The 19,800-nt window shown below is 51.5% G+C and carries 20 protein-coding genes; 2 read left to right on the forward strand and 18 right to left on the reverse strand.

Annotated features, from left to right (window positions below; translation table 11 throughout):
- Positions 1-615: SDR family oxidoreductase (locus J4G02_07395; GenBank protein MCE2394398.1), on the forward strand; the 615-nt coding region annotated here is incomplete at its 5' end.
- Between the two features lie 107 nt (positions 616-722).
- Here J4G02_07395 and J4G02_07400 read toward each other — a convergent pair.
- From J4G02_07400 to J4G02_07460, 13 genes are all read right to left on the reverse strand, one after another.
- Positions 723-2,063 (reverse strand): aspartate aminotransferase family protein, encoded by a 1,341-nt coding sequence (locus tag J4G02_07400; protein MCE2394399.1) that lies wholly within the window; start codon positions 2,061-2,063, stop codon positions 723-725.
- 85 nt (positions 2,064-2,148) lie between these two features.
- Positions 2,149-3,183 carry an NAD-dependent epimerase/dehydratase family protein gene (locus tag J4G02_07405; protein MCE2394400.1) on the reverse strand — a complete coding sequence of 345 codons (1,035 nt, stop codon included), beginning with the start codon at positions 3,181-3,183 and terminating at the stop codon, positions 2,149-2,151.
- Positions 3,180-3,872, reverse strand: a complete 693-nt coding sequence (locus J4G02_07410; protein MCE2394401.1) for an NAD(P)-dependent oxidoreductase — start codon at positions 3,870-3,872, stop codon at positions 3,180-3,182. Before J4G02_07410 ends, J4G02_07405 begins: the two co-directional genes overlap by 4 nt.
- 14 nt (positions 3,873-3,886) lie before the next feature.
- Positions 3,887-4,780: a metallophosphoesterase gene (locus J4G02_07415; GenBank protein MCE2394402.1), complete on the reverse strand. Its 894-nt coding sequence runs from the start codon at positions 4,778-4,780 to the stop codon at positions 3,887-3,889.
- A gap of 84 nt (positions 4,781-4,864) precedes the next feature.
- A complete protein-coding gene (locus J4G02_07420) occupies positions 4,865-5,458 on the reverse strand; it encodes a RidA family protein (GenBank protein MCE2394403.1) in 594 nt (197 codons plus the stop codon).
- An 86-nt stretch (positions 5,459-5,544) separates the two neighbouring features.
- Complete coding sequence (locus J4G02_07425) at positions 5,545-6,447, reverse strand: serine hydrolase (protein MCE2394404.1); 903 nt, start codon at positions 6,445-6,447, stop codon at positions 5,545-5,547.
- A 201-nt stretch (positions 6,448-6,648) separates the two neighbouring features.
- Positions 6,649-7,761 carry an aminotransferase class V-fold PLP-dependent enzyme gene (locus tag J4G02_07430; protein ID MCE2394405.1) on the reverse strand — a complete coding sequence of 371 codons (1,113 nt, stop codon included), beginning with the start codon at positions 7,759-7,761 and terminating at the stop codon, positions 6,649-6,651.
- An 83-nt stretch (positions 7,762-7,844) separates the two neighbouring features.
- Positions 7,845-8,651 (reverse strand): sugar phosphate isomerase/epimerase, encoded by an 807-nt coding sequence (locus J4G02_07435; GenBank protein ID MCE2394406.1) that lies wholly within the window; start codon positions 8,649-8,651, stop codon positions 7,845-7,847.
- A 171-nt stretch (positions 8,652-8,822) separates the two neighbouring features.
- Positions 8,823-9,191: a cupin domain-containing protein gene (locus J4G02_07440; GenBank protein ID MCE2394407.1), complete on the reverse strand. Its 369-nt coding sequence runs from the start codon at positions 9,189-9,191 to the stop codon at positions 8,823-8,825.
- 548 nt (positions 9,192-9,739) lie between these two features.
- Positions 9,740-10,609 carry a phytanoyl-CoA dioxygenase family protein gene (locus J4G02_07445; GenBank protein MCE2394408.1) on the reverse strand — a complete coding sequence of 290 codons (870 nt, stop codon included), beginning with the start codon at positions 10,607-10,609 and terminating at the stop codon, positions 9,740-9,742.
- A 54-nt stretch (positions 10,610-10,663) separates the two neighbouring features.
- Entirely contained in the window at positions 10,664-11,431 is a 768-nt protein-coding gene (locus J4G02_07450; GenBank protein MCE2394409.1) for a glucose 1-dehydrogenase, read from the reverse strand.
- Between the two features lie 186 nt (positions 11,432-11,617).
- Positions 11,618-12,430, reverse strand: a complete 813-nt coding sequence (locus J4G02_07455; GenBank protein MCE2394410.1) for a polysaccharide deacetylase family protein — start codon at positions 12,428-12,430, stop codon at positions 11,618-11,620.
- A gap of 22 nt (positions 12,431-12,452) precedes the next feature.
- Positions 12,453-13,325 carry a phytanoyl-CoA dioxygenase family protein gene (locus tag J4G02_07460; protein MCE2394411.1) on the reverse strand — a complete coding sequence of 291 codons (873 nt, stop codon included), beginning with the start codon at positions 13,323-13,325 and terminating at the stop codon, positions 12,453-12,455.
- Positions 13,326-13,619: 294 nt separating this feature from the next.
- Here J4G02_07460 and J4G02_07465 point away from each other — a divergent pair, with 294 nt between their 5' ends.
- Positions 13,620-14,330: a sugar phosphate isomerase/epimerase gene (locus J4G02_07465; GenBank protein MCE2394412.1), complete on the forward strand. Its 711-nt coding sequence runs from the start codon at positions 13,620-13,622 to the stop codon at positions 14,328-14,330.
- A gap of 335 nt (positions 14,331-14,665) precedes the next feature.
- On the opposite strand, the gene J4G02_07470 is transcribed toward J4G02_07465, so the two are convergent.
- From J4G02_07470 to J4G02_07490, 5 genes are all read right to left on the reverse strand, one after another.
- Entirely contained in the window at positions 14,666-15,937 is a 1,272-nt protein-coding gene (locus J4G02_07470; protein ID MCE2394413.1) for an MFS transporter, read from the reverse strand.
- Positions 15,938-16,271: 334 nt separating this feature from the next.
- Entirely contained in the window at positions 16,272-16,850 is a 579-nt protein-coding gene (locus tag J4G02_07475; GenBank protein ID MCE2394414.1) for a hypothetical protein, read from the reverse strand.
- A gap of 99 nt (positions 16,851-16,949) precedes the next feature.
- The gene (locus J4G02_07480) at positions 16,950-18,554 is read right to left on the reverse strand and encodes a BCCT family transporter (GenBank protein ID MCE2394415.1); all 1,605 of its coding nucleotides are present in this window, start codon (positions 18,552-18,554) and stop codon (positions 16,950-16,952) included.
- Between the two features lie 18 nt (positions 18,555-18,572).
- Entirely contained in the window at positions 18,573-19,196 is a 624-nt protein-coding gene (locus J4G02_07485; protein MCE2394416.1) for a hypothetical protein, read from the reverse strand.
- A gap of 268 nt (positions 19,197-19,464) precedes the next feature.
- Positions 19,465-19,800 (reverse strand): hydantoinase/oxoprolinase family protein (locus tag J4G02_07490; GenBank protein ID MCE2394417.1); only part of this gene is annotated, 336 nt, incomplete at its 5' end.

Consider the following 19,800-nt stretch of genomic DNA (forward strand, 5'->3'; position numbering starts at 1 on the left):
ATTGAAGCGGTCATCGCTCAGGTCGAGGCGGCGGGTTCTGCAGGATTGGCGGTGACGGCAGATCTGAGCGTTGAGGGAGACATCCAGCGCATCGCGGCTGAAACGACCGGGAAATTTGGAGGGGTTGATATCTTAGTCAACAACGCTGCCATTATCCACCCTCCCATAGATCTGGTGGACTTGGACGCCGATCTGTGGCGACAGGTCATGGATGTGAACCTAACCGCCGCTGCGCTGCTCACAAAGTTCGCCCTACCGAGCATGATCGAAAACCGATACGGCAAAATCATCAATATCTCAAGCATTGGTGGACGCAAAGGGGGCAAGGGGCGTACTGCCTATCGGGTGACGAAAGCCGCACTAATCAGTCTGACGGAGAGCGTCGCAGCCGAAGTCAAGCAGCACGGCATTGATGTTAACTGCATCTGTCCCGGTGGGGTTGACACGGAGGGGTTCCGCGAGGCATTCGGGAGCGGGGGTAGAGAGGAGAATCCGAAGCTGATGCTGCCCGAAGAGATTGCAGCGCTCGCGGTTTTCCTAGCCTCAGATACGAGTTCTGCGGTTACGGGGACAGCCGTAGACGCATTCGGCACAACTAACCCGCTATTCGGATAAGAGGCGGAGCAAGAAAAATAGAGCGCAAGGACGCAATGAAGCAAAAGCACAAGGTTCGGGCTGCGAAAATTTAAAAAGTCTTTTCTTTGCGACTCTGCGGCTTTGCGTTAAATTTCCGCTTCCAATTGGGTCAAACCCTCATCAATCATGGCAATCACGTCGTCGATCTGGCTGCGCGTGATAATCAGCGGAGGATAAAAGCGCAGATCGTCACCGTTCACCCAATCTGCTGTACCGCCGCCACTCCCTGTGGACAAGCCCTTGTCCAGTAGAATCTTGTTGAGCCGTCTGTGAAAACCGAGCGATGCAGGGAAGGGTTCCTTCGTATCCTTGTCGCGTACCAGTTCGACGCCGAGAATCAGTCCGAGCCCCCGGATCTCGCCGACGCTTGGGTGTGCGTCTAACGCGCTAGCCTTTTCCAGCAGATACGCGCCCATCTCCGTGGTATGTTCAAGGATCCCTTCCTCTTCGATGATGTCTAGCACCTCCAGACCAACTCGCATTGCTATGGGATTATTGACGTAGGTGAACACGTGGGCGAAAGGTGTGCCGCCCGCCGCAAAGGTATCACGAATGCTATCCCGAATAATCACGCCGCTCAAAGGGGCGTAACCGCTGCTGGCTGCCTTCCCAAAGACAATCATATCTGGGAGGACATCCCAATGCTCAATGGCGAAATATCGTCCGCTGCGCCCGAAGCCTGTGATGATTTCATCGGCAATAAATAGGACATCGTACTTATCGCAGATCTCGCGGACGAGTGGATAGTAATCCCTAGGCGGTATCGCCGCAGCAACCCCTCCGAGCACCAACGGTTCCGCCACAAATGCCGCCACGTTCTCCGGACCGGTCTGCAAGATCATCTGTTCTAGTTCCTGGGCACAGGTCAGGTTGCATTTGCCTTCACAACCCGCAAACGCGCAGCGATATGGATAGCAGGGGGCGATGTGCGGGAAATTAGGCAGCAAAGGTGCGAAAAGGTCACGCATCCCCGGCGTACCTGTGACGCCCAAAGCGCCGAGTGTCGCACCGTGGTAGCCGCGCCAACGAGAGATAACTTGGTGCTTTTGACCATTTCCACGCTGCACGTGGTACTGCCGGGCGATTTTAATTGCGGTTTCAATCCCCTCCGAACCGCCCGAAACGAAATAGGCGTGGTTCAGGTTGCCGGGGGCAATCGCAGCAACCCGATCGGCTAAATCGAGTGCCGGTTGGGTCGTAAAGTGGGTGGCGAAGCAATAAGCAAGTGTTTTGCCCTGTTCTGCCATTGCATCCGCGATACGCTGACGGCCGTGTCCCAAAGTGACGTTGCTCGCACCGGCGGCACCGTCGATGTAGCGTTTGCCTGTTTCATCGTAGAGGTAAATCCCTTCTCCGCGCACTATTAGGGGGTAATCGTAACTCAAATCGCGGTGGAACAGCGCGTTTTTTGTCTCGGCGTTTGACATTTTGTTGTCTCCCAAAGTCAAATCAGGATGATTGTCTGAATCAGGGTTTAAGGGAATAACGAGTGTTGTTCCCTAAGAGCTACGGTTAGAACTCTGAAATGAACTGACCAAATTGTTCCTTCCATCTTGCCGCTAACCTTAGCTCGTTTTCCCGATATTCATAGCCCTCCGAATCTTCGCCTTCATACTGCTCACGATACCAATCTACGGTTGTCTGAATCCATTCTTCTACGGGTGTGGTGCTGAAACCGAACTCGCGCTCGGCTTTGGACAGGTTGTAGAGGTATGAAACGGGCCGACTCATTGGCAGGGTGTAAGTGTCTAGGTGGGGTTGTTTTTGGATAATTTCGTTTGGAACATAGGTAATCTGGCACTCGTGACCCGCTGCTTCCCAAATTAGGCTTGCCCAACGCTCAATGGTCATTATCTCTTGCATGGCGATATGATATGTCTGATTGGCGGTCTTTGGCACGTCAAGGACACGGATGAAAGCCTCTGCAGCGTCAGCGGAATACAGGGTACGGAACAGTCCACGGTTTTCTAAAGGGATGATCACACCGCGTCCGTCCAATGCCCGTTGGACCCACCACCACATCCGTCCGGTCGGGTCGTCCCAGCCCATGACCGCCGGGATACGGACGATTGTGTACGGAACCTTGCTGTTTTCTTGGAGCCACTTTTCGCAGTGTCGCTTGCCGATGCCGTACGGGTCTTCTCCGGCGGGGTAGGTATAATCAATTGACGACCAATCCACGACCGACTCTTGGAATGAGCAGTGCTTGGAGAAGTCTACTGCGCCTTCTAGGTATACCGATCCGGTGCTGACTATGACGTAACGACCCACATTTCCACTGAGTGCCCCCACAGCAGATTCGACATCTTCCTTACGGTAAGCCTGCGTATCAATGACCGCATCATAAGATTTCCCCTTCAGCTTTGCTGCAAAATCTGAACGATCGTCACGATCTCCCTGAATATGTTCGATCTGCTCCCACCATTCGGGTTGGGTAGTCCCTCTGGAGAAAATGGTGACCTTGTCCCCGCGTTCAAGCAGTCTCTGCACAACAATCCGACCCATGTATCGTGTGCCACCGATGATAAGAACGTCCTTGATTTTCAAACCTCCGGCTCTGCGTCCGACTTATCCTGTGGGTGGTAGTCGATAACCTGCCGCCCATGCTCCAGATCGTAGAGCGCCCATGTGCTATCTGAAACGCCGAACACAACCTCGAACTTCACCCCCGGCTGTATGACCGCCTGCTCGAACACGCGAGCTGCGTCGCCGTGGCTCAGTTGATGCGGGTGGTCGGGGAGGTCGCGGTCCCGCTTGAAGTTGCCGATCCGAACTGAGACAAATTCCATGTCGAATCGGGCTGAGTACATATAGCCCAAATTCTCTCCGAAGACCTTGCTGATTGAATAGTAGGTCTCCGGTCGAGGGGTCATATCAACCGTCCGCATGATGTCCTTTGGGTAAGGTGCGAGGAGCCCGGCGCGGCTGGCGAAAGCGATACGACGCACACCGTTTTGCCGTGCAGCTTCAAACACATTGTAGGTGCCGATAATGTTATTCTGGAGGATATCCTCCCACGGCGCGCCGCCGGAGGGATTGCCTGCGAGATGAATCACCGCCTCCATGTCCTGAGTGGCTTTGTGCACGGTGTCGAAGTCAGTGACATCCCCAACAATCGCATCTTCAATATCCGGCATCGGTACGCGGTCAAACCCGCGCAGCAAATACCGGTCTTTCATCCCTTTCACGACCGCCGTACCAACAGCCCCAGCGGCGCCGGTGACGAGGATTCTCATCTAGTTCTCCTATTCTAACGCCAAATCTCTTTCAGTCTCGGTATGAGGATTTCCGTATTCCGGTCATGGATTTCACCACACCAAACGTTATTCGTCTCAGCACTAGATTTGTCATACGATTCTTGGATAAGTGCTGGTAGCGGGAGTTGATGAAATCGCGTCTCAAAATATCCATCGTCCCGGAGTTGAACCTCCCGAAACCCCATCGGGTAACCGATCAGACATGCGGTGTCAACAGTGAGGAAATCACGGTACATCCGGATACGGTTGGTATGCCGGTGCCCTGTAAAAAGCGCGACGATGGCGGGACTCTGTTTCACAGTTTCCAACAACCGAGCTGCACCGTCGAGGGTTCCCTTTCCCTCTTCATGGCTTGGGAGTGCCCATGCATGGATAAACAACAGCATCGCGTGCCCTTCGTCATACGCTTGTTTTGCTTCCTCACGGAGGGCATTGTCGAGGGTATCGGTCCAAACGCCGCTGCCGTCTTCGATTGGATCGCATTGGTGATAGATGTTGGCGATCGCGAGGCGCAGGCGCGGGGCGGCATCAACGACTTTGAGCGTTTCGGGAATGTCAAATCTTTTTGCAAACGCTTCAAAAGATCCCTGTTGTGCGTCGGAGTCGTGATTGCCGGGGACACAATACAGCGGTGCCTCAAAATCAGCAAAGTTTGTCGCAACGTCCTCAATAGATTGCAGATAGGTCGTCCACGGTAGGTCAAACGAACTACCACCGCAGAGAAAGTCGCCGCCATGGACAATGAATTCAGGTTTGATTGGATTGACCGCAGGCACAATTGCGTCGAGGACGGTCTTACTCTTTGTCAGCATTTTCGGTGCGCCGTAATCCTTCGGCGCACCGGGATAATAGTGGCTGTCGGTCAAAAAAACGAAGCGAGTAGACATAACATCTCCCAAGCATGGAGAGAAACCGAGTTTTTTCTTCAAAACTCGGTTTCTGTTGGTGGATCTCTTAACATGAGTTAAAACTTAGATATGTGGGCCACGCTCTCGGATGATTCTCATTGCCAGATCCGGATCGATCTGAAAAATCATCTCAGGTTCAATCTTGCAGTTTCCCGGTAGATCATAACCTGCGACGGCACTTCGTGCGTGCCAACCCGATAGCGATGAGTCCATGCCATCGTCAGCCGATTCAGATAACGGTCCGCCGAACACATCGTGAAACGCTTTCGTGTAGCCATCCACAACTTGGGGTGATTTTGTAAAAGCCCCGCCGCCGTGTGAGTTGACCATCCCGATACACTTAACGCAGTACCAAACATCGTTCAAGTTTCCAAAGGGTTCCAATCCCCAGTGCAAGGAAAGGATGTGGCTGATGCCTGCCTCCCGACCTGCTTCGTAACCGTCTTCCACATCTTGATCGTCGTTGGTTACCGGTCCTGTACCGGCACCTGTCCCCGAAGCGAAAACCAGACCGGACGGGGTAAAGGTGAGATTACAGATACGCCGACCGCGGGGATCGGAAACTGCATCGGCTTTTGTTCCTAGGTCAATGCCGAGCGCATTGAGTCTGTCGTATACATCGAAATCGCGTTGCCAAGAACTATGTATCTCTGTCATTTTGTTTCCTCCATAGGAAATTTAGATTTTGATAAAATATTGCTCCCGATAAAGTGTCGAGACAAGAAAACCGGAAGGTGTAAAAATCATTGAGCAATGCTTTCAGGCGAGAAAGTTTCTACTGCCAACCGGGCGATCTCCGCAATCACCTCATCCCCACGGACATCATCGCTGTTGGCAAGTGCGAACGCGGAGACAACAAGCGGGCCCGTTGAGAGAAAGATAAGACCGACATCCCCCTTGATGCGCCCACTCGATCCAATCTTGTGCGCAGTTGGGATGTCAGATTTTAAGTCGCGGGGGATCATACGGCGGTCATTGCAAAGCTGAAGCATCTTGATCATCGCTGCGGATGCTTGCGGACTGACAATCTGACCGGCGTGAAGTTGTTTCAGGATGCTACCCATATCCCTTGGGGTAGCGATGTTATTCTCCAAAGAGTCCTGAAAGGATACACTGTTGAAGTCAGTGCCATGCGTCTCTGCCCGTTTTTGCTGCAACACATCATTTTCTCGGTTGCACGCGACATCATCCATGCCGAACATCCGATAATGATAGCGGCCGAGAGTCACGCTGGTTCGGGTGTTGGGGAAGCCCATTACATCCAACGTGGTATTAACAGATTCCAGCCCAACTACCCCTAACAGGAAATCGGTCGCCATATTATCGCTGATACTGATCATCAACCGACAGTAGTCGCGTAACGTCAGTTCCGGCGCATCTTCCATCAGCTTTAGCGTCCCTGAGCCGTGAGTAGAGATGTTCCCTTGCAGCCGATGGCGATCATCAAGAGAAAGAATGCCTACCTCAACCTGACGAAACAACTCAATCATCACCGGAACTTTGCAGACACTCGCGGTAGGAAAGCGTTGATCTGCGTTGTGTTCGTGCGTGATGCCGGTGGTCAGGTCTTCGATGTAGAAGCCGATACGTCCGTGAAAATCCGCCGCAATTTTGTCACATGCTGCTGTTGGAAACTGCTTGTTCATCTGCATGTGTTTGCCAATAGTCTATTGGTGGGCAAATGTGGATAACACAGCTGAACGCAGAATTGGGCGTTTCGTAAGGAACAACGATCGTTGTTCCCTACACCAGCACAGTATCGCCCAAGGGAGCATCTCCTAACAGTATCCACGGGATATAGTTGAAATCCGTGTTTATCCGTTAATCTGCGTTATCCGTGATCGAATTTAACCGGCGAGCAGGGCTCTCAACCGCTGGGCGATGGTATGTTCATCGCCTTCCTCTAGGTTGTCCACCCGGACGACGACAGTATCTTCGCCTTCACCACCGACTTTGATGCAGGGGTCACCGGCATCAAGTTCCGCAATGAGTTCGCTGGCACTCCGCGCCGATTCCGCTGCATTAACGACGACGTGGAGCTCAACGCCCCAATATCTCTGCGTGGAAACCTCTTTTGTTTCTTCCACACCGGGTGCTCCCTCAATAGCACGCTCAATGACAGCGAACTTTTTACGGTATTCGTCGAAGCGTTCCTCATGGTCCATGGTGAACCATTGGTCGAGAGCGACAGTGAGTCCAATGATTTCCTGCCGGTCTATTTTCATCCCGCGTCCCAGGGGGCGAGGTCCGATAAAGCCGTGGGCTGCTACCGCTTGAATCAGGTCCTTCTTACCAGCCACAAACCCAGCCGAATGGGGACCGTGGACATATTTACCACCGAAGCAGACCAAGTCAGCCGATGTAGCGGTGTCCTGAAAATAATCGATCGGGAAAATCTGTGAAGCGGCGTCAGCGATGACATACACATTATGTGCGTGTGCAATTCTGACCGTATCTTCGAGCGAGACAACGGTGGCGTCCGGATCAGGACTGACAAAGTGAATCACTGCCGCGGTCTGGGGACCGATTGCGGCTTCCAATTGTTCTGGCGTGCACCCGCTTTCATCGCCGGCTATCACTAGCTTGCTTCCCGGTATGGTGTAAGCCCGGTCGAATCCGTATCGCTGCTTCGCTTGGAGGATGACTTCATCTTTCATGCCGGTAGTGTCCGGGAGCTGATCCATTTTCTCTTGATCATTGCCGGTGATACACGCGGCAGTGGATAGAACCATAGCAGCGTAACAGCCAGCTGTGACATAAGCAGCTTCTGCCCCCACTAGAGAAGCAATGTGGTCTCCGGACTTTTCGAGCAGTTCCTCCATATCCACGAAATACTCTTCCGCCTCTTCCATCGCTTGTTTGACTATCGGAGTAGGGGTTGAGCCGCCCATGGCGGTAGAGTTGCCTGCGGCGTTGATGATTGGCACTGCACCTAATCTTGAGTAAACATTTTCGGCCATTATAATCTCCTTGATTATGTATTGTGTTCCGACTCCGATGTAGGGAACAACGATCGTTGTTCCCCACGGAATCTCCAAAAAGGCTAGGCGGCAAGTAGTCCGCGTAGGTACTTAGCCGCTCGTCTGAAAGTTTCCTTATCATCGCATTCGTTGACGTCCTTGCCCTCGAATGTGATGGACATGCAGCCGTTAAAATTCGCTGCTTTCAGAATTTCAACGATGCGCTCATAATCTAGCCACTCCTCACGCCCACTATCCACTTTATAGATTTTAGCGCGGACATACGAAGCGTGGGCAGCGGTCTGCTCCATAAATTCGTAGGTATCTATATCCGGATCGGGAACCCCTTGGTTCTGTGAAGGGGAGCCGACCCACTGACCGGTATCTAGAATGAAGGTAAAGTTTTCACGGTTTGTCTCGCGCAGGAGCTGCAGGACGCCCTCGCCGGTACACGGATGGTTCTGTACCCCGACGATGATACCCTTTTCAGCGGCGGCGTCACAAAGTTCTTGGAAACACTCGACTTCGCGCGCTTGCCCTTCATCGGTTTCCGGCGTGGGCCCGCAGAAAGATCTGACCATTGGCGTCCCTAGGAAAACGGCTGTATCCAAATCCGCTTTGCACCGAGCCATTTTCTGCTGCAGTTCATCTTCCGTGCCCACAAAATGGCCGCCGGTTGCTAGGTAGCCGATAGGGAGTCCGGCTTTGAGACACTTAATCTTGATGGTGCGCAGATAATCGGGATCCTGCGAACGAAAGCCCACATCGGCGCGGAAATCGACGACGTCTAGTTTCAGCTCGTAGGCAAAATCGACCACATCTTCAATATAGGGAAGTGTTTTTGGATCGTCCTTGCCAAAATACGAACCATACATACCGAGTTTAATCATAAAGACTCCTTAACTGTAACATAGATAGGACTTACGCATTTCCTCTTAAAGTCCCCCTGATAAGGGGGATTTAGGGGGTTAAATGCAACCAAATAACGACTTTTCAGCAAAATATGTCAATTTTCTGTTCAATTTGCATAAGTCCTAATAGAGAGGGGTTGCGTTGCCAAGCTACTGCTCAACGGGCGCGCTGATATTCAGGTACTCAATCTCATCTTCGCCATCGTTGATAACCCCATGCTTTGTCTTGGGCGGCAGATGCACGGCATCACCCGCTGTCACCGGGTATTCCTCACCATCAATCAACATTTTACCGCGCCCTTTGATGAAGTAATAGACCTGTTCTTTGTCTTGGTGATCGTGATAATCCGTTGTGATGCGTCCTTGAACGACATGGCGTGTGAAGTTGGTCAGTCCCAGCAGACACCCGGCTTCCGGTGGATCCGCGTTTTCGCTTCCAGCGCGTGTCAGTATGGGCCAAATAATTTTGCTCTCATGCCCGACATAGGGGATTGAGTCACGCCAGTTTCGTATAATCATGATGATCTCCTGCTTAATTTATAAAGTTATTGCCTATTGGATAGGATAATATTTGCTCAGTCTTAATTATCAATGTGTTTTATCAAATCCATGACTATAAACCAATGGTGCTAGTTTGCAGCTGTTGATAGCGTGAAACGTGATGCATGAAACATAAAAATCATTGGTTCATCGGTTCATTTAGCCCCAGAGGGGCGACATGTGTATCCGAAAGGTGGAACATAAGAAGAATAAATCAACCAACTAATGAACTAAAGGCTATAACACTACAAAAGGTTTCAAGCAAACACCTCAACTGCATCGTGTCGTAAGTGCACCTCTAGTTGAGGGTTCTTTGCATCTAACATCAATTCCAGAACTTCGCGCATATTACGGGTGATTTCTTGGAGTGTTCTTCCTTGCGTCAGTTACCCCGCCCTAAAGGGTGAGGCTTCCACTGCTAAGAAGTTGATGAAACAGGATTCCTCCTCAAGACACTGAGCGACAAAGAAATTCGCATCACGTTGAATTTCTATTGTGAAATGCTCCATATTTCATGCGCCTTTATCTCACACCTCTTCCCGCACGGAATGGGCAATCGGATTTTCGCCAATCCAACGTTCATCCACCGGCTCCGATGCCAGTTGGTAGCGCGTGTCGGAAGATAGCCGAATCCGATCTGAACGATTGTCAAGCGAACAGTGCATCGTATACATACTGAACACCAGCAGATCTCCGGCGCGGAAGTCTGTTGTGAGCCAGCGGCACCCAAGCTCCTTCTGAATCGCTGCGGGGTCTTTGCCGTATTGCCCTCCCGATTTTTTCCAGTTGCCTTTCTTGTCTACGTCTATCTGCCCATAGGTTGCTTTGAGCTCTTCCAGACGGTGAGAATTCTCAAGCACCATTAGCGCGGCATCACTCAAGGGAGCATCCCCCAACGGTGTCCACGAGGTGTATAGGTTCGTGGTGCCTCGCCCCATGTACACAATGTCGTAATGTGGCGCACTCGATCGACTGGGACCCATCACGCGCATCCAGATAAAATCAAATGACCTGACCTCGCCGCCGAGGAATGTGGTGTAGAAATCGATCATCCGACCGGAATGCACCAACTTCCGCACAGCGGGTAACTTCCCCAACGCTGCATGGCTGCCGATCGCGGAGCGAAATTTGCCGTTATCACTCTTTGCTGCCTGTGCTTCCATGAGAGGATAGTTTTCGTCAAGCATCTCATGTTCCGCTAACACTTCAAGCACGGACCGCCGAGCATCCGAGACCCACTCCAAATCCAAGTAGTCGCGGAGTAGGAGGTAGCCATCTTCCGTCATTCGCTCCCTCAAGGCGGGGGTGTCATCAAGCAGATCATTTGAGTCACGCAGCTCACCGAATGCGTCTGGTGACATATCTAGCGGTATGCCGTTTGAGGTCAGTTGTCCCATTACTCCTATCCTTCCTGTTCCGATGCCCTGATTAAGACTTGCTAATCCGTGCGGTTAAACCGCTGTCCATCCACCATCAACAAGGTGGGTGTGTCCAGTGACCATACCCGCTATGTCGCTCGCGAGGTAGATAACCGCCGCCGCTATCTCCTCCGGTTCTGCAATCCGTCCCATCAGAACATTTTCGGTTACCATCTTCTGAAATCCGGGATTTTTCAATGCTGTTTCTGAAAGGGGTGTGCGGGTGACGGTAGGTGCGACCGAGTTGACCGTGATGCCGTGCGGTGCCCATTCTGCGGCTAACGATTTGGTGAGTAGGCAAACAGCACCTTTCGCGCCGCTGTAGGGTGCTCGAAGGGGTCCCCCGACAACGCCAACCTGAGAACTGATGTTGATGATGCGCCCCTGAATACCTCCCTCAATCATCGATTTTGCTACCATCTGGCTCATGAAGAACGTGCCCTTAAAGTTTACATCCACGATGTAATCAAAATCTTCTTCGGTTACATCAAGCGCAGGCTGGACTTTGTTGACTCCGGCATTATTAACTAACACATCAATTCTGCCAAAGGCATCAAGTGTTTTCCGCACAAATGCCTCGACGCTTGAAACCTCTGCAACGTCCAACTGCCACGCTTCCGCCCGTCGACCGGCTTTGCGAACCTCCTCCGCTACCTGTTCAACTTCACTGACGGTGCGGCTCCCTGCGACGATGTCCGCTCCGGCGGCTGCACAAGCCAGCGCAATCTCTTTACCGATGCCTTTTCCCGCACCGGTCACGAGAACGACCTTGTCGGTCAATGAAAAATCGATTGATGCCATCTATTCACTTCCTTCTATGGTGAATTCTAAGAATAAATAGACACTTTCGCCCCCGGTAGGTTCGGTTTCTCACCGCACCGCATCGGCACAGTTAGAAACAGTGCCTACCAAACGGGAGAACGGTAGGTTCGGTTTCCAACCGCACTGGTTTGGAGTGTCTCATTAATTCTAAGGTACACAATTCATCTAAGCCCCTGGTGCGCCCTCAAGATAGCGGCGAAACGCATCAGTGTCATAAATCAGCGGTCTCTGAATTTCCATTGACGGCAGACGATAAGGGGGCGAATCCTTTGTAATATAACGCGCCGCCATTGGCGGTCCCCCATCCTCTTCGTCGGGACCATCAACGCCAACGAGGTCAGCGTATCTCATTGTCTCGCCATCAACTTGATATTCTGTCCCCACAATCCAGAGCCTACCAAACCGGTATCTTTTTGAGACCTCGCGCTCTGCGATACTGCTCCAACTCGTGCCTGTAAAAGCAAAATCTTGTGGCGTAATTCCGAGATGCTTTTTCAATGTTTCGTCACACTGCTCCAACTCCGCACGTAACTTTTCGCCGGATGCATCTGCTAGGGAGAGTTCAGACAGGTTTGGATGCGTCACTGTGTGCGCCCCGATATGCCAACCGCTTTCCATGAGCTGCCCTATCTCATCCCAAGTCATAATCTCACGGAGGAAAGACGACGGCATCGGTTTGGCGTAGAGTTCATTCACTGGTCCGGTATTGATAAACAGATTTCCGGCATAGCCGTATTTGCTCAGGACATCGTGTATTTCATAGCGCATTGATTTCACGGGGTGATCAAAGTCGAACATGATTGGTCGAGGCGGTAACTTCCCTCCTTCTCGAAACCATTGAAAAAGCTGATTGTAATTGATAGATTCAAAGTTCAGTTCGGCAGCAATGTTCACCAGTCTGTCGAGACGGTCCGAGGTCAATGGATAGTTGCCATCATGCCTAATGCCGTGACACATGGTAATTGGGATTCGGACCATGGAGAAATTCCTTTGAGCAAGTTTATTTCGTCTGGGGCCACCGATAACGTGGCCATTCGGGGTATTTGTTTGCCTTCTCTTCGACGCGCTCAACTTCGGCGATCCATGCCTTGCAGCTGGGGGTCTCCAATTCGGGGTTTGAACGGCTCAGGGCGACAAAGCCGGGGACATACCAACGGCCTGTAGGTTTCCCCAGTGCTTGGTAGCGCAGGTCCATGCTCCAACGGAGGGTATCCGTGTGATTGACCAGCGAACCGTGCGGGGTCATACTGCTGAACATCACCATGCTGCCGACCTTTGTAGGGAGTGGCTGCCGCTCCGCCTCTGAGACTTCGTCAAGCGGAATATTTAGCCCATCCTTTTCCCAGCGGTGACGTAAAACCCCCTCTTTATGCCGACGCGGGGCGACCCATAGGCACCCATTCTCAAGCGTGGTATCGACAAGCGGTATCAAGCACGCTAGAATCAGTGTCTCATCGCCATCGGGCAGATAAAATCCTGCATCCTGATGCGGGGTGGTATACCCTCCCGGTAGGCGTGGATGGATGTTGTAGGAGGGATGGCACAGGATATCGGGACCCACCAGCGACTCAACCCGATCAAGAATTTTGGGGTGCTTCAGGAACTGAAAAAACGCTTCGTCTTTATGGGCGCGGGTTTGTAGTGCTGAAGTCGCTTCAGGTGCTTCGGCAGCAATCTTTGCCAACCGCCGCTCAAAAGACTCGTTTTCATACAAACTGCTCACCCGCCCGGCTTGATAGAGTTGCTGCGCCTGTGCTTCGACGACAGCACTGAACTCGTCTTTTACCGGGCGCAGATCATCGTCGGTGAAAAGGTCCTCAATGATCAGGTAGCCTTCTTCTTTGAATGTCGCAATTTGTGAATCGCTAAGCATATCGCAAATGGTTCCTCACTCATTTTTGCACCTTCCTTATTCCCCTCGCTAGCGGGAGGAATAAGGAAGGTATCAGGCAAACATTATAGCATGATTGAACAAAAAAGGCGAAAAAAATCAGATCAAATCAACAAACGGCTTGCGATCTACACCCCAACAGTGTAACATAATACACCATATCCGTAGGCGGGGCATCTGGTCTCCCCGCCCTAGCCTCGACCGGGAGATCGAGCTACGGGAGAATTAAATGACCCTAAGTGGAAGCGCGATTCATCCGCGCAGAAAGGAGTCGGTATGGCAAACGTATTGGCGAATATAGGGGGCGGTGCGGAGCTTTTAGAACATGGCATCCGATATGTTCAGGTAGGTGCCCCTGAACCCGACAAGGTCGAAGAGCTTCAGGCAGAACTCAAAGCGCAGGGACTACAAGCCATCGGACTGACCGCGTTGTATCTTGAAGAGGATACCGTTGCCACTGAGGCAGCGAGCGAAGCGTGGATAAACGCCTTCGATGCAGCGGTCAAAATGGGCGTGGATCTCGCACTCAGTAGTATCAAAGCCGATGAGGAGATGAGGCCGAAGGTCTGCGACTGGCTGAAAACGATGGGTGATGAAGCAGCACAACGCGGCATCACCGTCGCGCTCGAAACGCATCCGTCGCTCGTTCATAACGCCGAGGTTGCATTGAAGACGATGGAGGCGACCGACCATCCAAACATCAGAATCAATTATGATACGGGGAATATCAGTTTCTATACGGATGGGGCGGATGCGGTCACGGAGTTAAAAAAGATTGCACAGTATGTCGTGAGCACCCATTTGAAGGACCACAGCGGCAATTTTGACGAGTGGGATTTCCCCACACTCGGCGCAGGGGCGGTGGATTTTGCCGGTGTTAAGCAGGTTCTTGAAGACGTGGGTTTTCAGGGACCATGGATTATGCAGGCACCCGGAGATATGAAGCAAGCTGTCGCTCATCTCCGCAGTCTGGGATTCGGTCAGTGAAATCTGTCTTAACGCAAATCCCGCGTAGCGAGGACTCTCGGCTACGCCGGAGGGCGCAAAGAAGAATCTTTTAGGGCTTACGCAGCCAACTGTAGGCAGGCATCTTGCCCCGCACCACTTATGCCGAAATGCGTAAGTCCTGTTTTTATTATCTTCGATCATGTTAAGAAATTGTGCAGCAGAAACCGATTGAACTCATTAGCACACTCGTTTATTAATTAGGGCTTACGCAGCTGGTTCATAAGTCCCCCTGATAAGGGGGATTTAGGGGGTTAAAAATAAAAAAATCTCGCGCTGCGTGCTGAATTTGCGTAAAACCAATGAACAGAGGACTTTCACGTTTCGCGTTCGACTCTTCCGCCCAGCCACGCCGCCCACAGAACCGCTGGGATCACCGTCAAACCCGCCATCCACCAGAAAATTGCGGGAAGACTCAATGAAGCGTCGAGGGCTCCGCCAGCAACCGCAGAACCGACCGCACTCATCAGCGTGAAAAGGGCAAAATCGGTGGCGAAGACCCGCCCACGGACCGTATTGGGGGCGAGATGCAGTAGCAGTTGTGTCGAGAACACCCAGATGATTCCTCCACCAATCCCGCGGAGGGTGACACCCAAAAGCACCCAACCGAAGTGAGCCATCGGCGCGACAATAGCGAGCCCCACACTCCCCATCAGATAGCCCAAAATGATGGCATTCCGCAACGGGCGATCCCGATCCCCGGTGAAACGGCGGGCGACGATTGGACCCACGCCGGTCCCAACGCCGCCCAGCGCGAGCATAAGACCGAGGCTGATACCCCCACCTTCTCCGATTACAAAGATATCTTCAGCGATGGCAACCATTGCTACTTGGGATCCAGAGCCCATCATGAGCGCGCTGGCAGCCTTATGCAGCGCAACAACCAGTGTATCGGTGTGCCTGCCGAGATAACGCAAACCGTCAAGGTACTCTTTGAAGGCACCCCCCATGGTTTTATCCGACTCAGCGAGCGCTGGCTCCACATCAAGTTTAATCCGGGCGATGAATACGGCTGAGAGGAGAAAGGTCAAGCCGTCAATGACAAAGGCAGGGTAGATACCCCATGCGCCGGACACAATTCCACCGAGGGCAGCACCCAAAGCGAGCATAACCGACCAAGTCGCGGATCCCAAGGCGTTGGCAGCACCGAGTTCCTTTGATGACACAACGTCGGGCAAGATCGCGTTTCGCGTCGGAAAGAAGAAACCACCGATCCCAAGTTGGAGGGCGGTCAGGACGTAAAGCAGCCAAACATCATCTGCGGTCCGAACCAAAAGGAAGCCGAATGCAACTACGACACGCGCCAAGTCAGTTATGATGAGAGTATATTTGCGGTTATAGCGGTCGGCGACCACGCCGGCGATGGGACTGATGAAGAATGGTGCGAGCATACGAACGACGAAGAGACTGCCGACAGCAAACCCGGACTGGGTCAGTATTGCGATGAGCGAAGCGGAAGCGACAAAATTAAACCAATCCCCCAGGAGACTGATAATCTGTCCAAGCCAAAGCAGGCGAAAATTGCGATTGCCGCGAATCAGTTCGCGGTATCCGATTGATTCACTGCTATTGGCTCTTGTTGTGCTCAAGGAGAATCTCCTAGGCTGCAAGGATAAGCGATTGCCTGTCGCGAGGTGATGAAGAGGGCACCGTCAATGTTGGGGATCTGCACAAAACAACGCTTCGGATTCAAGTTTGCAGGGGTGGTTCGTGAGTGTGTGGAGGTGGAGCTGCCAAAACTTATTCAACGCCATACAAAGGCAAAACAACGTGGACAAAGACGTTATCGAAACAACTGATAACCCAGTTGTCATGCGGGGTTGAACTGTGGACGGAATCAAGGTCCTAAAACGGAACGAGGCTTCCAAACTCAAGCGTTAGAACAAATACCCATTGTGCTATACGGGTGTTCATGATGTCCTCCTAGCGTTCAGGATTTCGCCATTTGATTCTTTTTGCTTCATCATAAACCATTATTGAATTTATAGCAGAGCCATAACTACCAATCTGAATTGCATCGCACTCTTCTGTATCCGAAACATCTATTGCATTTCCAACGTTAGTAGCCCCCATAGAAATTGCGTCTTTTCCCTTTTTATTTTCAAGTTGTATTATATTGGCTGATTCAGTGGAACTTAACTCCATAGCGGGTTTCGCTGATTCAGTATCCCACACTATCATGCGATTGCCTTGTCCAATACCCGACAACGCAGTAGATAGTGTTATACCACCCTTGTCCAGTCCTAATGGAGAATGGATTGCTATTGTATTCCCGTTTTTATTACTCAATAACTCTATGCCTGTACTTAGCAGCTCATCCTCATTAAGTATCGTTAAGCCTCCAGAGCAAACAATTCCTTCAGTTACCGATAAGGTTTTACAGACTATGTTGTCAAACATCTTTATCTCACCAATCTTGCTGTCTCCCTGCGCCTTCAATGACGGAGAAAAGACAGATCCTGCCACCATTCCCACCAACATTATCACCGCGCCTAAAGCCATATTAGCCTAATTTCTGCTTGTAATTCATCAAGAACCCTCTCTCTTCTATCACAACCTAGCCGTATTTACGCTCAAAACCGGGACGCTTCTCACAACAAATCAGTCCGCTTCCTTCCGCAGGGCGATCCATGTGCAGAGTCCCATCCCAATGACGATAAGCGCGAAGGGGAAACCCGACGCGATTGCAGTCGCCTGCAACGACCTCAACCCTCCGCCGAGTAGAAGGGCAATAGCAACCAACCCCTCAGCAGAACACCAAAACACCCGTTGCCCCACGGGCGCATCAAACTTTCCGCCCGAAGCGATAGTATCAACTACCAGCGAGCCGGAATCTGACGAAGTGATAAAAAAGATAATCAGCAAGACAATGCTGACAAAGGAGGTGATGCGCGTCAACGGGAGCTGTTCAAGCATTTTGAACAATGCCAGCTCTGGTTGTTGTGCTTCAACACTCCCCATCACGCCGGTGAACCCTTCGGTGAGAAACTGGTGGATGGCAGTCCCCCCAAACACACTCATGCACAACAAAATCAGCAGCGTCGGCAGGATAAGCGCACAACACAGAAACTCACGAATTGTGCGCCCTTTTGATATGCGGGCGATGAACGAGCCGACAAACGGACTCCAAGCTAACCACCATGCCAAATGGAACGCTGACCAATCATGTATAAAGTAGGAGTCCGTGCGTCCCACCCAGTTGCTAAACGGCACAACCTTTACGATATAAGTGCCTAGTCCTCTGAAGAAACTACTGAAAATAGCACCTGTCGGACCAACGATGAGGACGAATAGGAACAACCCGATCGTTATCCCGATATTTGCCTGACTTAATCGCTTAATACCGACATTCAGTCCACTCAGCACCGAAGCCGTAGCGATAATCGTAATCAACAGGATGATCGCCACCGCAGTGGCATCGGTCGCGGGGATATTGAACAGGTAATTGAGCCCTGCTGCGACCTGCTGTGCACCGAGTCCAAGTGACGGTGCTAGCCCGAACAGTGTCGCAAAGATAGCGAGCGTATCAATGATGTGCCCTGGATAACCCCAAACGCGCTCTCCAAGCACAGGATAAAACGCTGAACGCAGTGCCAGCGGCAAGCCCCGATTGTAGGTGAAAAACGCAAGTGCCAACCCCACAACAGCATAGCCTGCCCACCCATGAAGCCCCCAATGGAACGCTATCGCTGCAAAACTCATATCCCACGCTGCCCGTGTCGCCGGGGCATTGATGTCTGGCGGTGGCTGTTGGGCATCGTAAATCCGCGTCATGTTGAACGGCGGATTCTGAAAATGATGGACAGGCTCTACCACACCGAAATACACAAGCCCTATCGCCAACCCCGCTGAAAAGAGCATCGCAATCCACGTAAAAGTGGAGTAATCAGGCACCGCATCCCGTCCACCGAGACGAACCTTGCCAAGCGGTAAGACAATCAGGAACAGGCAAAATAGCACCAAAAGGCTACAGGTCAGCATGAAGACCCAATCTAAGCGCGTGGTCAGCCACACCCGGAGACCCTCAAAAATGACTGTCGCCTGCTCCTGAAACAGGAGTGTTCCAAGCACAAAAGCAGTGATAGTGAGACTGGAGGTAAGGAATACCGGGGCGTTTATATCCAGACCGAATAGCTGGACATTGTTCCTGCCAACTTGGTAACTCGTTTCTGCCTCCAGTTGCGATTGTTTCTCTTTTTCGTTCATGTAGGATAGTGCTCCACCTTAACCTGAAATCTGAATGACCGAGCGACGCTTGAAGTTGCCATTAATATCAAAGAGAGACTTGTAAGGTTCAGTCCTAGCAGACTCAATTTTGGTAAGTCGCTTACAATCCAACTTTCTGCCAAAAAGAATCCGGTATTCTTTACCATCGCTATTGACAGTGTGAGTCGATTGGTATAAGAAGACAAAGTGAACAAAATCAACATTACCATGAGAATCAAGGGTAGCAACTATACATTCAATCCCCTCCTCAAATTCAAAGTTCGCTTGATAGCCCGACAACTCCAAATCATAAAACGCATTCCGATCATCGTATTCCTCAGAATGTTCATATCCATGAGCATTATTGAGAAGATAAAGCATATAGACCTCCACAAATATCAATCTAGGGACCCGACTACCTTTACGGCGGAATTGTTTCCAATGTAGGCTCGTCATATCCAAAGTGTTTAGCAGTAGGTCTTCCACAATTGTCAGAAAGCTATCAGACATTTTGACCGAGCCAAGATTTTGATGAGGCAGATTAGGAAATCTGCCTCCACGTATGGCAATCTGGTTCTGCTCCACACAATCTCGGTATCGTGGTGCGAATTTATCAAGCCTGAATCCAGTGATGACACCCATTGAATTATGGGCACCTCTCAGCTAAATAAATTACACCACAAAATGCTTTGGCAGTCAAGTTTCTTAATCCCGATCTATTGGGGCTTTAGCCCTAAACGAGTTTTTAGTAAATCAGGATTAAATTCGGGTCAGAATCAGGTTGCCGAACCGGTCAACCTGTGCACTGTAGCCGGGATGGATAACGGTGGTAGAATCGATCTCCTCGACGATTGCCGGTCCTGTCAAGACGCAGCCGGGACCCAGAAGATAACGATCATAGATGGGACATTCAAGATCGGACCGCTTTCTGCGCTGCAGCGGTATCTGTGTTGTCCCCTTCCAATTCGCGCAGCCGAGGCTTGGCGATTTTGCCGATTGCAGTGAGTCTCAGGTTCACGAACTCGACCGGTTCTGTCGGTGCGCTATAACCGTAGGCGCGGTCATGTTCGATATGAAACTGTTCAAGCACACTGTCAATCTTTGAAGCGTCTAACTGCTCCGCCGGTAACGGCACTGTCAGTTCGTAGCTCTGTCCGACATAGCGCATATCCACCTGCCGGAGGAAACTGACGTCCTCCGGACGCACACCCTCCCGTTCCAGACTTGTACCGCCCTGCGCCTCCAA

The organism is Candidatus Poribacteria bacterium, from assembly GCA_021295755.1.
Classification (GTDB): Bacteria; Poribacteria; WGA-4E; order WGA-4E; family PCPOR2b; genus PCPOR2b.

What these genes read in the sequence shown, in the direction of transcription:
- J4G02_07425 (MCE2394404.1), bottom strand. Translation starts at nt 6,447, where the DNA reads ATGAACAAGCAGTTTCCAACAGCAGCATGTGACAAAATTGCGGCGGAT.
- J4G02_07415 (MCE2394402.1), bottom strand. Translation starts at nt 4,780, where the DNA reads ATGTCTACTCGCTTCGTTTTTTTGACCGACAGCCACTATTATCCCGGT.
- J4G02_07440 (MCE2394407.1), bottom strand. Translation starts at nt 9,191, where the DNA reads ATGATTATACGAAACTGGCGTGACTCAATCCCCTATGTCGGGCATGAG.
- J4G02_07420 (MCE2394403.1), bottom strand. Translation starts at nt 5,458, where the DNA reads ATGACAGAGATACATAGTTCTTGGCAACGCGATTTCGATGTATACGAC.
- J4G02_07460 (MCE2394411.1), bottom strand. Translation starts at nt 13,325, where the DNA reads ATGCTTAGCGATTCACAAATTGCGACATTCAAAGAAGAAGGCTACCTG.
- J4G02_07450 (MCE2394409.1), bottom strand. Translation starts at nt 11,431, where the DNA reads ATGGCATCAATCGATTTTTCATTGACCGACAAGGTCGTTCTCGTGACC.
- J4G02_07465 (MCE2394412.1), top strand. Translation starts at nt 13,620, where the DNA reads ATGGCAAACGTATTGGCGAATATAGGGGGCGGTGCGGAGCTTTTAGAA.
- J4G02_07430 (MCE2394405.1), bottom strand. Translation starts at nt 7,761, where the DNA reads ATGGCCGAAAATGTTTACTCAAGATTAGGTGCAGTGCCAATCATCAAC.
- J4G02_07410 (MCE2394401.1), bottom strand. Translation starts at nt 3,872, where the DNA reads ATGAGAATCCTCGTCACCGGCGCCGCTGGGGCTGTTGGTACGGCGGTC.
- J4G02_07400 (MCE2394399.1), bottom strand. Translation starts at nt 2,063, where the DNA reads ATGTCAAACGCCGAGACAAAAAACGCGCTGTTCCACCGCGATTTGAGT.
- J4G02_07455 (MCE2394410.1), bottom strand. Translation starts at nt 12,430, where the DNA reads ATGGTCCGAATCCCAATTACCATGTGTCACGGCATTAGGCATGATGGC.
- J4G02_07445 (MCE2394408.1), bottom strand. Translation starts at nt 10,609, where the DNA reads ATGGGACAACTGACCTCAAACGGCATACCGCTAGATATGTCACCAGAC.
- J4G02_07485 (MCE2394416.1), bottom strand. Translation starts at nt 19,196, where the DNA reads ATGGGTGTCATCACTGGATTCAGGCTTGATAAATTCGCACCACGATAC.
- J4G02_07475 (MCE2394414.1), bottom strand. Translation starts at nt 16,850, where the DNA reads ATGGCTTTAGGCGCGGTGATAATGTTGGTGGGAATGGTGGCAGGATCT.
- J4G02_07435 (MCE2394406.1), bottom strand. Translation starts at nt 8,651, where the DNA reads ATGATTAAACTCGGTATGTATGGTTCGTATTTTGGCAAGGACGATCCA.
- J4G02_07480 (MCE2394415.1), bottom strand. Translation starts at nt 18,554, where the DNA reads ATGAACGAAAAAGAGAAACAATCGCAACTGGAGGCAGAAACGAGTTAC.